Below are 16,093 nucleotides of genomic sequence, written 5' to 3' on the forward strand. Positions count from 1 at the left end.
TATGCTTATCCTTATTTCGCCGGCAAAAACGCTGGATTATAGCACCCCAAATTTCATAGAATCTACTCAACCTGATTTCAAGAATGACACGTACTCCTTAGTAAGGATCATGAAAAAGAAGTCGGCCAGGGAAATCGGCGAACTGATGCATATCTCCGATAATTTGGCAGAGCTGAATGATGGGCGTTTTAAGGGTTTTCAGAAAGATTTCACCACCGAGAATGCGAAGCAGGCCATCTTGGCTTTCAAAGGAGACGTGTACACCAAAATTGATGTGGATACCTATTCCAAGGAGGATTTTGATTTTGCGCAGAACCATTTAAGAATCCTCTCTGGCTTATATGGGTTGCTGAAGCCTTTGGATCTGATCCAGCCCTATCGCTTGGAAATGGGCATCAAATTGGAAAACAAAAAAGGGAAAAATCTGTATGAATTTTGGGATAAGAAAATTGCCAAAGCCATCAATGCCGCCGCGGGTGGCCAACCTATAGTCAATCTTGCTTCGCAGGAATATTTCAAAGCTGTTCATTTGAAGACTTTAAAAAGTCCATTGATCACTATCGAATTCAAAGAATTCAAGGATGACAGCTACAAAATCATCGGATTCTTTGCAAAACAAGCCAGAGGAATGATGAGCAATTTTGCCATCAAAAACAGAATCACTGATCCTACACAACTGAAGACTTTCAATGAAGCCGGGTATGAGTATTCTGAAACAATGAGTGATCAAAACAACTGGATTTTCATCAGGTAATAGCGCAACTTACTGACACTTGTATGGAGAAGCCATTTTTTCACCTGTGTGAAATTATATCTTAGCACATCGTACTAATTTTCAGAACCACACCAAGTATTTCAAAACCCAAATTGGGCTCCATACCGGTCATAGCTTAGCAAGTCGGCAACATCCAGAATTGATTTGGAACATTTTTTGACCGACCATCCTAATATTAGTCCATTGAGGAAAGATATTGTTATCTTTATACGCACCCAAATTTGATTTAATTGAAACCTTATTGCCAATTTTCCAAAAGGAATATTTGGATGATGTTGGTTTGGAGTTTCTTGACTCCCCTGCTTACCCAAGGGAGTTTGGTAAGAAACGCAAGTAAACCCGAAACTAACTATTCTACCGCAGCAGCCTTTGGACTCACGGGGCCTACTCAGCTATGCACTTTTTTTGGTGTAGCCACGGGAGAATATAGTATCACTTCTCCATCATCGGCAGAATATACATGGTTACTTCAGGATCCGGATGGGAGTAGAACCGTTCTAGCAAATGGCGGTTCAGGCACTGTAGGTACGATTCAAATTCAATTTACAAAAAGTGGGACTTACGAAGTAATCTTGCAAGAACGCTCCACGCCGACAGCTACTCCCAGTATAAATAGCATTAGGGTAGAAGTAAGCCCGGGACCGGCTATTGTCCTTAAGTCGGATTACCTTCTTTGTGGGGAAAACACTCCTGCTTTATGGGCTATGGACCCATCTGATCCTGATGTAGGGAACTATGAATTTACTTGGGCTAGAGATCAGGAATTTTCAAGTGTTGTAAAGCGAGGGGTCGGCAGTGCAGGAAATGAGTTGATTCCTACTGAAGAAGGTCTTTATTTTGTAAGACTTACCCCAACGGGCTCAAGACCGGGATGCCGTACAACATCTTCCACATATGTCAGTTCTTCAGCAGATTTTCAATTTATCCAAAGCAGAGAGGAAATGTGTGATGGGGAATCAGTCAGAATTGAGTTGGATACCCGGATTAATGGAGAATGGTGGTATAGAACGCAGGGAGAGTCCGCCAAAATAAGTTTAGGGAGAAATAATGAAATTACCTTAACCAGCAGTCAGCTTGGTGAGCCCGGTATATACGAAGTAGGATTTATAGGTAATCGGGAAAATTCTCCCTGCCCTTTAGAAAAAATCACTACAATCAGGCTAAATGAAGGGCCTAAAATAAATACTTCAATCGTGAGACAGCCTACAGCTTGCAGTGCAAATGACGGCTCTTTTAGGATTGTAGTAGAGAAAGACTTGGTTTCTTTAAGGGTTTTAGAATTAAATCTCGACTTGGGTCCTCAGGCAGCCGGTACAGAAGTGCCCATTACCAATCTTGATGCCGGAGTCTATACTATTGAAGCTGCAAATACTGAATGTAGAGCACATTTTTTCCAAGCGGTGCAACTATCTGCTTCAGTTAATGAAACAAATATAAGGACTTACAAAGAAGAATGTAATTTAGACGGCACCAATATGGGAAAAGTAGAAATTACCTTCCCTAATGGAAATGTCACCGGCGATTACCGCATACTTTCCAGAAATAGTAGAAATTCAATAGTTGGCTCATTGAATGATGGTGATTCAATTACAGTAGACCTTCCGTCAGGAAACTATTTTTTTGATTTCAAACACGCAGGAGACGAATGCAACACTAGAATAAAAACCTTTACCATAGATAGGAAAAGAGATGTGCCCTTCCCTATGCCTAAAGCAATTGAAATATGCGGCAGCTATGAACTGGACTTACAGTCTGATCTGAACCTGAGTTTCACCTTAACACAACCTGACGGAAGCGATATTTCAGCAAGGGCCGGAGAAAGCATAACACTCACGGATGGTGGGCAGTATAGCCTACTAATAGATCCCAGTGACAATGAGGATTATTGCCCTACAATCAAAGAATTTACTGTTAACAAACTAGACTTTGAAGTCGAGTTTAATTATGAAATTGTCGATGAAAACTGCTTGGGGGATCAAATATGGAGGGCAGAAATACAAAACCTGGCTGCTGAGGATGCAATATTCCGGTGGTACAACAGCTCCGGGGAAATCGTGGGACGTTCACAGGAATTCAGCCCGACTCAGTTTGGGGAAGTATATCAACTCACAGTACAGTCCAAAGCAGCACCGGAATGCGGGGTTACCCCTATTGACATCCCATACAACCAACCTGCTTTTAGCGTTGAGGCTATCCTAGATTTTGAAGAAGCATGTAGATTGTTTAATATCTATCTGGATGTATCGGAAAATGAAGATCAAGTCACGTGGATTGAGTGGAATCTGTATATGGAGGATGGCAGTACAGAAGAACTGCCAGGGGGACCTGATCTATATGAAGTGTCTGATGATAGGGAAGGGATTTACGAAGCTATACTTTATCGTGACAAGCAATCGGGGGGACGCTGTGAAATAGAACGTTTCAATATTTCCATAGAGGCTAGCGTCTTAACCCCCAGTCCGGATCTTGAAGAGTCCTATCCATTTTGCTCAAAAGGAAACGGAATCCCGGCAATTGACGCGGGGAAGCATGAATCTTATACCTGGCATTTTCTTACAGAGGATGTAGTAGTAGGCACTGACCAAACATTCACCCCCTCCCAAGCGGGAGACTATGAACTGACAGTACTTTCCGTAGAAGGCTGTATCTACATCGAAAAATTTAGAGTCTATGACGTTTGCGATGTTGACTATGTATTTCCAAATGCAATGATACTTGGAGACCCTGCTAGGGATTTCCGGGTAACTGTCAGCGAAGGGGTCTCCGAGGCCGAATTGTATGTATTTAACTCGACCGGAGAATTAATTCACCATGATGTAGAAACTGAAATAAGCTTTCTATCCCCTATACTAATTTGGGATGGGGTAGAGACCGGAAGATCTGTCCCGCAAGGAACCTACGCTATAGTTCTAATACTTAAGAATGAATTTGATTTGAATGAAAAAGTCACCGGTTCCCTTTTGGTTTTGGAATAAACGGATATTTCAGTAGAACATTTTTTATCAGTGGGAAAGTTGAATGCGATATTTTTCCTATTTTTCCACCTTTGGAATTATTCTTTCACAACCCAAAATTCAAAAACCTATCCATATGACTCAAACCATTAACAGAAGTGCACTCTTCAACGGAAGCTGTTTTGCATTGATTACCACCGGACTATCCTTCTCTATCAGAGCTGGAATTCTTTCACAACTTGGCTCTGAATTCGATTTATCAGGTGAGCAGCTTGGACACATAAACTCCATGTGGTTCTTCGGTTTTCCAATTTCCATGATTATTGGCGGATTATTCTACCACTCTGTTGGACCAAAAAACATCATGAAGATTGCTTTTGTAATGCATACACTTGGCGTTCTATTAACTGTTTTCGCAGGTGGATATGTAGCATTACTTATATCCATGCTATGTATAGGGCTTGGAACAGGCTGTACAGAAGCTGCCTGTAACCCAATGATTGCAGATATGTATTCGGGTGTCACAGTAGATAAGATGCTTAATCGGTTTCATATGTGGTTTCCCGGCGGCATCGTAATGGGAGCATTAATATCCAAGTTTATGACTAGTATGGATCTTGGCTGGCAAGCTCAAATGGGAGTAATTATGATACCTGCGATCACCTATTTTGTTCTGTTTTATGGAAAAAAATTCCCTGAATCATCTGTATCAGAAGCGACTTCATTGAGTAGTAATCTAAAAGCGATGATATCTCCTCTATACATTTTCTTGATCGTATGCATGGCTCTGACTGCTATTTCCGAGTTCGGACCAGGACAATGGGTTGAAGTAATTCTTGGTAGTAGTGGAGCAGATCCGATGATCATTCTAGCTCTTACAGCAGGATTAGTGACAATTCTTAGGTTCTTTGCCGGACCGGTGGTAGCTAAGTTAGGTCAAACCGGAGTTTTACTTTTCGGAGCCATTTTTGCCGCAATAGGAATTTATTTATTTAGTGTAGTAGAAGGACCAATTGCCTATGCTGCGGCCGTCATCTACGCTTTGGGATATGCTTATTTTTGGCCTGTGATGGTTGGAGCAGTAGCTCAGAGAGTACCTTTAAGCAGTGCACTCGGTATGTCTGTAATTGGTGCAGTGGGAATGTTTTCGTCTGGGATTTTCCAGCCTATAATTGGGAACTGGATTGATAATTCCACTATTGAAAATACTGCAAAAGGACTTACCGGCGAAGCATTACAGCTAGCCACTGGACAGGATACTCTTCAGAAAATGATGTTGTTTCCGATCATTTTGATCGTATTGTTCACAATATTCTACTTCTGGCAAAAAGGCAAAAGACCGGCTGTCACAGCAGCAGCACACTAAAACTTAAAAGCAGCCTTCGGGCTGCTTTTTTTATGTCCCAATATCACTTATTTACCCAGATCATCAACTTCCTTCCCTTTCTCAAGATCAACAGGCTGAACTTCATCTATTATTACTTATTTTAACGTCCAAATTTTCAAACCCTATTAACCTTTCTTCTTATGTTTAAGAAATTTACGCTTCTCAGTCTCCTGGGATTTTTACTTTTTTCCTGTGAGAAAAAACCTGAACTACTCACAGATGAAGAATACGCCAAACTCAGTGATGAGCAAAAAAGAGCTCCCGAACATGCCTTGGATGGAATAATCGTAACAGACGATAGACTGGAACTCACGCTCTTTGCTTCTGAACCCATGATGTCAAATCCTACCAATATGGATATAGATGACAGGGGGCGTATCTGGATTGTAGAAGCATACAATTACAGAACTTCACTTAATCCCCGCAATCCTACTAAAGCAGAAGGAGACAGAATCCTGATCATGGAGGATACCAACGGTGATGGAGTCGCTGATAAATCAACAGTTTTCTATCAGGGAAATGACATCAACGCCGCCTTGGGTATCGCTGTCTTTGGCGACAAAGTATATGTATCCGTCAGCCCTTATGTGTATGTATTCACAGACGCAGACGGGGATGATATCCCTGAGAAAAAAGAGATTTTATTCGAAGGTGTAGGTGGTGAACAGCATGACCACGGTATGCACTCGTTTACCTTTGGCTCGGATGGCAAACTGTATTTCAACTATGGAAATGAAGGAAAAGGAATCCGTCACGCCGACGGATCTCCTATTCTAGACCCCTTGGGGAGGCCTGTCAACAGTGACACTCCCCCTTACCGCGAAGGAATGGTGTTCCGCATGAATCCGGATGGTTCAGATGTGGAAGTCCTGGCTTGGAATTTTAGAAACAATTATGAAGTCGCTACTGACAGCTACGGTAGAATGTGGCAATCTGACAACGATGACGATGGCAATCGTAGCACCAGAATCAACTATGTGATGGATTATGGCAACTATGGCTTCAAAGATGAAATGACCGGTGCCGACTGGAGAGCCCGAAGAATCAACATGGAGGACTCGGTCTATCAACAACACTGGCACCTGAATGATCCGGGCGTAGTCCCCAACCTTCTTCAGACTTACGCAGGTTCGCCTACGGGAATTTTGGTATATGAGGGCAACTTACTTCCTGAAGAATACCGGAATCAGGTAATCCATTCTGATGCGGGGCCAAATATTGTGCGTGCTTACCCTGCTGTTCCTTCAGGAGCCGGATTCGAAGCTAAAATCATCAACCTACTCGATGGAAATCCAAGGGACAATTGGTTTAGACCTTCCGACGTCACAGTAGCTCCGGACGGATCCCTCTTTATTTCCGATTGGTACGATCCCGGAGTAGGCGGTCATGCCATGGGGGATCTGGACAAGGGAAGAGTGTACAGGCTTGCGCCAAAAGGCATAGATTATACCGTGGCCAAGCCCGACTATTCCAGCATTTCTTCTTTGATCAATTTACTTCAAAACCCAAATCGTGCCACACACTTCAAGGCATTTATGGCGTTGGCAGAAAGAGGCGAAGAAGCAAAAGATGCTTTGGAGAAACTTTTCACCGAAGGTGACAGTCGAATGAGAGCAAGAGCCTTCTGGGTGCTGACCAAACTGCCCAATGGCAATGAATACATCAAAACAGCGGCTACTGATAACGACGAAAACATCCGTGTAGCCGCTATACGTGCCTATAGAAACAATAAAATGAGTGATGTCTCATTCTTACTGGAAATGGCGGGTGATGAATCGGCTCAAGTCCGTAGAGAAGTAGCTTTGGCTACGAGGTATAAAGCCACCCCGGAAGTATGGCTGAAACTTGTAGCCGGATACGAAAGTGGAGACCGCTGGTACTTGGAAGTCTTGGGAATTGCCGCAGAAGGCTTTTGGGACGAGTACTTGCCAAAATATCTGGAAATCAAAGGACAAAACTGGACAGGTTCGCAAGAAGCCAAGGACATTGTATGGAGATCACGCGCATCCAATACCGCTGATTTGCTTGGAAAAATCATCCTTACTCAACCGGGAAGGAACAATCAGGCTTACTACAGAGCTTTGGATTTCCAATCTCCTACCGCAAAGAATGAAACTTTAAAATCCCTACTGGCAAATGCTCCGGAGGAAGATCAGCTAATAATTTTGAGACAGATCAACTTTGACCCTAAGAATCCGGATGGGCAAATACTTTCCTTGGCGAAACAAACGGCAGGAAGTATCGCTGATGATAGAGACTTTATGGATATCGTAGGCAAGTACGGTTTGACGGATCAAAAAGAAAGGATTCAGAAGCTTGTGTACCAATCGGAAAACAACCAGTATTCCCAAATGGCTGCAAACATCTATGCTTCCCTATTTGGGATGTCTGACATAGAGAAATCTTTTGGAAATCCTGATCAGGAAAAATCAATGCTGGCTATCAAGAAATTTGGAGCCATTGACAATGAAAGCATGGCAAAATCTCTCTCCAAAATCTACTTAGACGGATCTAAACCTCTAGAAATAAGAACTGCCGCTATGGAAGCTGCCAAGGGTTACAATTCCGAACCTTACCTGTGGGAGCTCGCAAAAGCTGAAAAAATTCCTGCAGATATGCTTCCCATTGCTCAGAAAATCCTTCTTTCCTCATGGAATGGAAACATCCGAGCCGAGGCAAATGAGAAATTTGGCAGTGATGATTCCAATTCTACCATTGATCTGCCTAAGCTTCTTGCCCGGCAGGGAGATGTGGAGAAGGGGCTTCTTATTTCCGATAGTTACTGCCTAGCCTGTCACAAAATAGGAAACAAAGGCATTGACTTTGGCCCCGGACTATCAGAAATCGGCGACAAACTTTCCCGGGAAGGACTTTTCAATGCGATCATAAATCCATCGGAAGGCATGGGCTTTGGCTACGAAACCCAACTGGTAAAAATGAAAGACGGGACTGAATTTACCTGTATAGTCAATTCCAAGACTGAGAATGATCTGGTCGTAAAACTAGTCGGTTCGGGAGAGCAGAAAATCTACAAATTGGCAGAGGTAGAAAGCGTCACCCAACTTGATGAATCCCTGATGCCAAAATTCCCGCTATCGGAAACTGAACTGGTGGACTTGGTGAGCTATTTGGAGACATTGAGAAAATAATTATTGTGATTATCGGCAATGATGCCAGTAGCCATATTTCCCTTGTTTTACTGGACCGACAGGTGACCCGCCGCAGCGGACTGGCCGAAGTGGCCGCTCCGCTAGCGTTTTCCGAATATTATGACACCTTTCTCCTATTACTGGCAGAAAAAAGGCAACTAGAAATCCCGGTTTATGAAAATAGGCCGGGATTTTGTTTTGAAGGAAAAACCATAAATCCCCCTTCTTTCCAACCTCATTTTCTATGAAATTCTTTGCATTTATCGCCCTACTCCTTTTCGCAATTCAGCACCAATCTGCCTTCAGTCAAGACAATGAATGGGCTTATAATTCTGAAACCCTACAGATCCGGCAAATCAGTCCAAACACCTTCGTCCACATCAGCTACCTAAATACAGATGATTTTGGAAAAGTGAGCTGCAATGGCATGATAGTCATCAATGATGGAGAAGCGCTGGTTTTTGACACCCCAGCAAATGAGGAGGCTAGTTTAGAACTGCTGGACTGGCTGGAAAAAGATCAACAAACAACCGTAAAAGGAGTGGTGGCTACGCATTTTCATTGGGACTGCCTAGGTGGGTTAAATGAATTTCATGCTAGAGAAATACCTTCCTACGCCTCCTCCAAAACTATTGGATTGGCCAAAGTAGCAGGGTATCCCATTCCTGAAAATGGCTTCAAAAAGAAGATGACTCTGAAGGCAGGAAATAGTACAGTGATCAATCAATTTCTGGGTGAAGGTCATACCAAGGATAATTTCGTGGCCTATGTTTCTTCAGACCATGTGTTATTCGGAGGATGTATGATTAAGGAGCTTGGTGCCGGAAATGGTTACCTAGGAGATGCAAATGTTGCAGCTTGGTCTGGCACAGTTCGTAATGTAAAATCAAAATTCCCAGAAGCCGCAATTGTAATTCCCGGTCATGGAAAGATTGGCGGGACGGAGTTGCTGGATTATACAGAGGAGATGTTTAAAAAGCAGAGTAAATGATATAGCTATATGATTATCCGCATCCGAGAGCTATCGGATGATCCCAGTAGACATATTCTTTGCTTTATTGGAGGACCGCAGGTAAGTGAAGTGATCTTGAAACTAAAGTTTACCAAATCCTATGTGGATTTTGCTTCCTTATTTGTAGAAAAGTGGATCCAGCTTCAGGAGAAGCAGGACAACCTTAAGATACGCTTAGCAGAAAGACCGCAAAAAAGCCCTTGCAGATATCCGCAAGGGCTTTTCCGATTTTAAACCATAATTTATTTTTTCTCAATAATCCGTAGATTCGCTTCACCGGAATGTACCTGGCCAAAGCGATCTGTAGCCTGAACGTGGATTACATGCTCCCCTGCTTCCAATCCGTTTGGTATAGCTCCCCTCCAAAGGTGCTGGCTCTGAGCGGGATTGGAAGGTCTTCTTCCATCGATCAATTCTTCCGTAATATCCCATTCGAACAAGTCTATCAAATAGGAAGGGTCATAATCGTCCACTTTTCTCGCAGTTTTCCATTCTCCCTCATCAAACTTGATCAGCACCTCATCACCTTCTCCGCCCATGAAGAAGTTCACAAAAATTCCGGCTGTAGTCCTTTTGTCCTTTTCCAAGACTTTCGGGGCAAATATTTCCATCTGATAATCGCTGGATTTACCGGCGACCTGATAGCGGATTTTATATTGATTTCCTTCGAAATGAATCAGCGCATAGCCTTTTGGCGTACCATCACGCATGGTAGACACCGGAACTCCATTTTCATCCAAGGTTCCCTTGTACCAATCTCCTGAGGTAGTGCCCACATTGTAATGATGATGCGGCTTATCCTGCTTCCATCCATCTGCCCTGTAAAACATGTCCTGCTTCTGCAGGTGCGTGTGGGCAGAAAGAGAAAGCGTGTGAGGAAAATCCTCCAATAAATCAAAAATCTCTTGCCTATCCTCATCACGGAAAGAATCTCCCTCCTCTGCCAGTGGAATATGCATTGCTATCACGATCAGGCGGTCTTTTGGGACAAACTTCAAATCGTTTCCCAGGAAGTCCAATTGATCTGGCCGAAGGCCTCCCCAGTAGCCTTCGTTATCTCTGGGATCAGGCCATAAAATATCGTCTATCACAATAAAATGGACCTTCCCCACATTGTAGGCATAAGCGCTGGGGCCAAAATGAGCTTCAAATGTTTCGTCTGCAAACTCATCCTTTTCCACATCGTAATTCTGATCGTGATTGCCAATGACATTGTACCAAGGCAAACCAACTTTCGCAACAGCTTTGGCATACGGAGTAAACAAATCCAGATCATCACCCACCAAATCTCCAAGTGAAAGACCAAACGCCACATCTTGAATTCCCACCACTTCGCTTACTATTCCACGCTCGAAGAAGTCGACTTCCTCTAGCGTGTAGGGCTGCGGATCACCGAAAATCAAAGCCGTAAAATCATCAGGCTCCTCTGTGGCAGTCATTGCAAAGTTGATTTCCTTTGGCAACGCTCCCGTGGGGGCAGACCCTGCATACTTTAGCTTGGGAGAGCCGCTTGGCTTGTGGATGTAGTAAAACTGAGGTTTATTTAAAGAGTCCAGCGCAACTGTAAATCCGCTTGGCTTGATTACAAAGAGTAGCTGACCATCTTTCAGGCCTATTTCGTAATAGCCTTTTTCATCTGTCTGAACCACCTCTTGGCCATTGGACACACTGACTGCCGGAAGTCCGACTTCTCGCCGCTGTTTCTTTCCATCTCCATTGGCGTCATGATAGACATAGCCCTTTGCCAGTTCTTGCGAAAAGGCAGTGAAACTTGTGAGGACCAGAGCAGCTGCCAGCCCTATTTGCATAATTTTTCTCATTTTTCCCACCATACTTTTGTGTTGATATCATCTGCACCCATTCTGGCTACAGCGGCACTGTAATTTTCAGGATTGTTGATCTGTACGCTCACAGGATAACGAAACCTTACCGGAGCTTGCCTGTTATTGAGCATACCTTCATTCTTTGGAAGTACCGGGAGCCCGGTTCTTCGATACTCATACCACTGCTGGTAATCATTGAAATATAATCCCAAATATTTCTGAAGCATAATCCGCTCCAAGGTTCCGTCGTAAGCGGCTTCCGGATTTTCGAAATAGTTTTCTGCAACTTCCACTTCCCACTGTTCCATGGCAGCTCTTACACCATTTTCATAATGAGTCGCCGCATCTGAGTCTATCACCGCACGCTGTGCTAATTCTGCCTTGATAAATTCTACTTCCGAATAAGTCAAAATCAAAGAAATCATCGGTGCCTCTACCAATACTCTATTATGATTGCTTGGAATAAATTGAAACTGGTTTTCATTGCCGTCAAAGCCGCTAGGAACCCCCTTGTATCCAATGAAAGTCGTTCCATCCATTGCTCTGGCTCTGGTCATGAACCGCTCCCTACGGGGATCTTCCAAAGCATTCAGATTATCGACAAAAAACGCTGACATAGAACGGAAAGTAGTGAAGTCAATCGCTCTTCCCCAAGGAGAAAGATTCGGTGTCACTCCCGTAATCTGAAGAATTGCTGATTCAGCCGTATTTTCAAACACCGGATACTGATCCGGATTATTGATTATGGTAGAAAGCTTTGCAAAGGCATTTATTTCCGGTCTATTGGAAATCCTCAACAGCAATCTCAGGTGGAGAGAGTTGGTAAATTTCCGCCATTTTTTCACATCATTGTGAAAGAGAATGTCATCCCCGTAAATCATTGTCTGCGTATCATCATACAAGCTATTTGCCCGCTCCAGATCTTCGAGAATCTGCGTATAGACAGCCTCCTGTGTATCAAACTGTGGTTGGAAAATCCCTTCCTCGGCACGGCTGGCCTCCACCATTGGAATATCCCCAAAGCTATCTGTCAACTGACTTAGGCTGTAAGCCCGCAGTGTAAGTGCGATTGCTTCATAATTCACATCGGAATTGGTGATTGCGGATGCTTCCATTTCCTTGATATTGATCAGCCACCGGTAATAAGTGTTCCATGTGGAGTTTCCCGCAGCTTCTGAAATATCATAGCGGTGAATACCTCCATTGGCACTGGGAAACGGCAATGCCACCTGCATAACCTGAAAGGTAAATGCATCTGCCCTATCCGTCCCAAAGCTGGATAAACCATAAATAATAGGATTCAGCAAGGTACCGGGACTGATCTGATCGATTCTGTTTGGATCAGTGTTTATTTCTTCAAAATCATCGGTACAGGAAGTAGAAGCCCACACCAGCGATCCTAATAGTAGTGTTGCAATATATTTTTTCATACTGTTCATCAATTAAAACTTAAGGGTAAGGTTCACTCCCATATTTCTGGTGCTTGGCAACTGCCCCATTTCTATTCCCGGAAGCAATGTTCCACCATTCAAAGCGGCTGTTTCCGGATCAAACATTGGGAACTTGGTCCACATCGCCAAATCTCTACCATACAGTGCAATAGACGCTTGGCGTATACTTGTTTTCTGAAGGAGTTTGGCAGGAATCCCATACTCCAATCTCATCTCCCGGAGTTTGATAAATGAAGCATCAAAGGAATTGGATTCCACATTTGCTCTACGATACGTTTCTGTATAATAATCTGCAATATTGACTTCTGTGGTATTTGGAGAGAAAGTACCATCGCCGTTGTCTACCACACCTTTGCCTACTATCATCCCGGTCTCCCGTCCTTCCAGCGTATGGGTTAGCTTCCCTTGCTCGCTCATTTTGTGGTGAGTCTGAGAATAGACGATCCCTCCGTATTGTCCATCGAAAAGAACACTCATTCTAAGATTCTTGTAGACAAATTCATTTCTAAGTCCACCTTTCCACTTTGCATAGGCATTTCCTTGGTATTCTATTTCCGAAGGTCTAAGAGGCAGTCCATTGCTTCCATAGACGATCTCTCCATCAGGAGATCTCACGAAACCAAATCCGTAGATATCGCCGGTGGTACCGCCCACTTTGGCTATAATGGATGCATTTCCTCCATTTCCGATGACCTGGCTTCCATCCACTTCATCAGGGAGGGAAAGCACTTCGTTCTTATTTTTTGCCCAAGTCACGAAAGAATTCCATTGGAAATTATTGGTTTTGACGGGACTTCCGTTAAGCAAAACTTCAACTCCCCTGTTCCGCACCTTTCCTGCATTGAGAATTGCACTGGAATATCCGGTGGTGATATCCACGGGAACCTGAAGAATCTGGTTTTTAGTCTCAGAGATGTAAAAATTGACATCAAAACCCAGCCTTCTATTAAAGAAAATCATCTCCAATCCAGTTTCAAAACTGGTCGTGATTTCGGGCTTGAAGTCTGTATTATAAAGCGTAGACGGTACGGATGCAGACCCCGGAAATTCACTTTGTCCGTAGTACTTGGACGTGCGGTATGGATCGGTGTCATTCCCTACCTGCGCACCTGATACCCGTAGCTTGGCAAAGGAAATCTCACTAGGCAAGACAAAAATGTCCGACAACACAAAACTTGTGCTTACCGAAGGATAGAAGAAACTATTGTTTTGGATGGGAAGCGTACTGGACCAGTCATTTCTTCCCGTGAGATCCACAAATACTTTTTCGTCAAAATCCAACGTAATCAATCCATAAAGAGAATTGATCACCCGGTTATTATCATTGGTTGTAAGCACCGGATTGTTGATACCGTTAGCCAGTTTGTACACACCCGGAATCACCAATCCGTCCACATAAGCAGACATCATCCGGTATTTTCTAGACATGTGGTTTCCCCCTACACTTGCCCTCAAAGAAATTTTCTGAGCCAATTTCCCTGTATAAGTGAACAAGAAATCTGAGTTCTGCTCGTAGTTGGTGACATTTTGCTCCTTGAAGTATCCTCGCTGGAAATTTGCCGTGCTGTATGGCCTTTGTTGAGCACGCTCTTCCTGGCTCATTGCCAAGGTGGTTCGCATCATCAATTCAAAATGATCACTAAATGTATAATTGGCAGACAAATTCCCAAACACTGTGTTATTATTCACAGAGTTGGTCATTTCGTAAGCGATCAAATAGGGATTGTCTATGAAAGAACTGAAAGGATGGACCTGATCCACATTTTCCATTCCTTTTTTCCAAATTGGCCTGTACCATTCCAAGTCAATGCTAGGATTTTGGAAGATCATGAAATAAGAGATTGATTGGTTGTTATAACCGGTAGCGGGAAGGTTATCCGAGTTCTTATTCGTGTAGTTTACTTTTGTATTTAGTTTCAGTCGTTTGCTGATCTGCTGGGAAGCCGAAAGAGATGCTACCAGCCGCTCAAAACCTGTGTTGGGCATGATCCACTCGTTCTTGGTATGGGTGATAGAAGCCCTCAAGGCACCTCCATCATTTGCTCCTTCAAGAGACACACTGTTGACCATATTGAAACCTGTTCTCCAAAATCCTGTCACATTATCCTTATAAGGTCTCCAAAGCTGGCGTTCAGCAGACTGTCCTTCCAGCGTAGGATCGTATTGGAAATAGTACTGACCGTCGAACTTCGGTCCATAGGCACTACTGGTACCACCTGTACTCGCACCATCCTCGGACACACCATAAGAATAATAAGGATCTCCGTCTGCATTGAAAGACTTGCCTGTCCCCTGCCCATATTCGTATTGTCTGTCAGGCCACTTCAATACATTCTGAAAACTAAAGTTGGAATTGACAGTAACTCCAAGTCCTTTGTTTTTTCTAGATCCGCTTTTTGTAGTGACGATCAAAGCTCCATTCGCCGCCCGGCTACCATAAAGTGCGGTGGCACTTGCTCCCTTCAGTACCGTAATATTTTCTATATCATCAGGATTCAGATCTGCTATTCCATTTCCAAAATCCACCGGCACATCATTTCCGGATCCTGCACCATAGGCATTACTCACGCCTGAGGAAGTCAATCCCGAATTCATAGGAACTCCATCTACTACAATTAATGCAAAATTTCCATTGGGATTAAGGGAATTATCCCCTCTAAGGCTGATCTGTGAGGAATTCATAGGACCCGAACCTGCAGACAGCACGTTCAAACCTGCTACTTTTCCCCGCAAAGCGTCTGACCAGTTGTTTGATCTGGCATCGAGTAACTGCTCAGAGTCTACTTTTTGGGTAGCGTAACCCAATGCTTTCTCTTCTCTTTTGATGCCCAAGGCGGTCACCACTACTTCTCCCAATACATCGCCGTCCAGTCTCAGCCGAATAGTAAGGTCAGTCTGATTAGTTGCCTGTACTTCCTGCCTGTCATAACCCACATAGGAGAAAACCAACGTTGCACCTTCGTCTACAGTGATTGAAAATTTACCGTCCAGATCCGTAGTAGTTCCGGTGGTAGTTCCCTTAATCACAATATTGACACCCGGTAGCGCTTCGCCTGTTTCCTGGTCTATTACTAAGCCCGATAGTCTTACCTTTTCCTTTTGAGAAGAGGGAATTGAGGTTTTCAGTTTAGTACTTACCGCAATTGTACTGTTGATCTGTTTGAATTTCAGATTGGATTGGCCGGAAATTTCTTCCAAAATGGATTGAAGATCCGTTTTCCGTTTGGAATAGCTCACTTTAGTAGTGAGATCCAATCCTGTTTCATAGGAAAACTTAAATCCTGACTGCTTCTCTATCTGGCTAAATGATTCCGAAAGTGCAAGTTGAGCTGCACTGAATGAGACAATGGTCTCTTCCAGTTTCTGTGCATTCACTCCGCCGGCAAACACCATGGAGTGCATCCAGCAACTGAGTAAGCAAGCCGTAAATAATCTCATAACAAAGGTTTTTAAGGCAGGTAACTTTTTCTTCATAGATTTGAATTGTTCATGTGATAAAATGTCTCAAGCGTTTTTTACTGGAACTGGGTGGATTCGTTGAC

At 43.5% G+C, this 16,093-nt stretch carries 8 protein-coding genes; 5 read left to right on the forward strand and 3 right to left on the reverse strand.

Annotation, left to right across the window (positions count from 1 at the left end):
• Position 1 precedes the first annotated feature (1 nt).
• From yaaA to bla, 5 genes are all read left to right on the forward strand, one after another.
• Entirely contained in the window at positions 2-754 is a 753-nt protein-coding gene (yaaA, locus tag J2X69_RS07435) for a peroxide stress protein YaaA (protein ID WP_310100854.1), read from the forward strand.
• 251 nt (positions 755-1,005) lie between these two features.
• A complete protein-coding gene (locus J2X69_RS07440; protein WP_310100857.1) occupies positions 1,006-3,750 on the forward strand; it encodes a hypothetical protein in 2,745 nt (914 codons plus the stop codon).
• 115 nt (positions 3,751-3,865) lie between these two features.
• Entirely contained in the window at positions 3,866-5,095 is a 1,230-nt protein-coding gene (locus tag J2X69_RS07445; RefSeq protein WP_310100859.1) for an MFS transporter, read from the forward strand.
• A 161-nt stretch (positions 5,096-5,256) separates the two neighbouring features.
• Positions 5,257-8,265 carry a PVC-type heme-binding CxxCH protein gene (locus tag J2X69_RS07450; protein ID WP_310100862.1) on the forward strand — a complete coding sequence of 1,003 codons (3,009 nt, stop codon included), beginning with the start codon at positions 5,257-5,259 and terminating at the stop codon, positions 8,263-8,265.
• Between the two features lie 244 nt (positions 8,266-8,509).
• Positions 8,510-9,256 carry a subclass B1 metallo-beta-lactamase gene (bla, locus tag J2X69_RS07455; RefSeq protein ID WP_310100865.1) on the forward strand — a complete coding sequence of 249 codons (747 nt, stop codon included), beginning with the start codon at positions 8,510-8,512 and terminating at the stop codon, positions 9,254-9,256.
• A 263-nt stretch (positions 9,257-9,519) separates the two neighbouring features.
• Here the strand turns inward: bla and J2X69_RS07460 are convergent, their stop codons facing one another.
• The 3 genes from J2X69_RS07460 to J2X69_RS07470 are packed head-to-tail and all read right to left on the reverse strand — an operon-like array spanning position 9,520 to position 16,025.
• Positions 9,520-11,085, reverse strand: a complete 1,566-nt coding sequence (locus J2X69_RS07460) for a calcineurin-like phosphoesterase family protein (RefSeq protein ID WP_310100868.1) — start codon at positions 11,083-11,085, stop codon at positions 9,520-9,522.
• Between the two features lie 8 nt (positions 11,086-11,093).
• The gene (locus J2X69_RS07465; protein WP_310100871.1) at positions 11,094-12,530 is read right to left on the reverse strand and encodes a SusD/RagB family nutrient-binding outer membrane lipoprotein; all 1,437 of its coding nucleotides are present in this window, start codon (positions 12,528-12,530) and stop codon (positions 11,094-11,096) included.
• 12 nt (positions 12,531-12,542) lie between these two features.
• Positions 12,543-16,025, reverse strand: a complete 3,483-nt coding sequence (locus tag J2X69_RS07470) for a SusC/RagA family TonB-linked outer membrane protein (protein WP_310100876.1) — start codon at positions 16,023-16,025, stop codon at positions 12,543-12,545.
• Between the last annotated feature and the right edge of the window lie 68 nt (positions 16,026-16,093).

Source organism: Algoriphagus sp. 4150 (genome assembly GCF_031457395.1).
Lineage (GTDB): Bacteria > Bacteroidota > Bacteroidia > Cytophagales > Cyclobacteriaceae > Algoriphagus.

Excerpts from the sequence above, each read along its gene's own strand:
- J2X69_RS07445 (WP_310100859.1), top strand. The coding sequence starts at position 3,866 with ATGACTCAAACCATTAACAGAAGTGCACTCTTCAACGGAAGCTGTTTT.
- yaaA (WP_310100854.1), top strand. The coding sequence starts at position 2 with ATGCTTATCCTTATTTCGCCGGCAAAAACGCTGGATTATAGCACCCCA.
- bla (WP_310100865.1), top strand. The coding sequence starts at position 8,510 with ATGAAATTCTTTGCATTTATCGCCCTACTCCTTTTCGCAATTCAGCAC.
- J2X69_RS07450 (WP_310100862.1), top strand. The coding sequence starts at position 5,257 with ATGTTTAAGAAATTTACGCTTCTCAGTCTCCTGGGATTTTTACTTTTT.
- J2X69_RS07460 (WP_310100868.1), bottom strand. The coding sequence starts at position 11,085 with ATGCAAATAGGGCTGGCAGCTGCTCTGGTCCTCACAAGTTTCACTGCC.
- J2X69_RS07465 (WP_310100871.1), bottom strand. The coding sequence starts at position 12,530 with ATGAAAAAATATATTGCAACACTACTATTAGGATCGCTGGTGTGGGCT.
- J2X69_RS07470 (WP_310100876.1), bottom strand. The coding sequence starts at position 16,025 with ATGAAGAAAAAGTTACCTGCCTTAAAAACCTTTGTTATGAGATTATTT.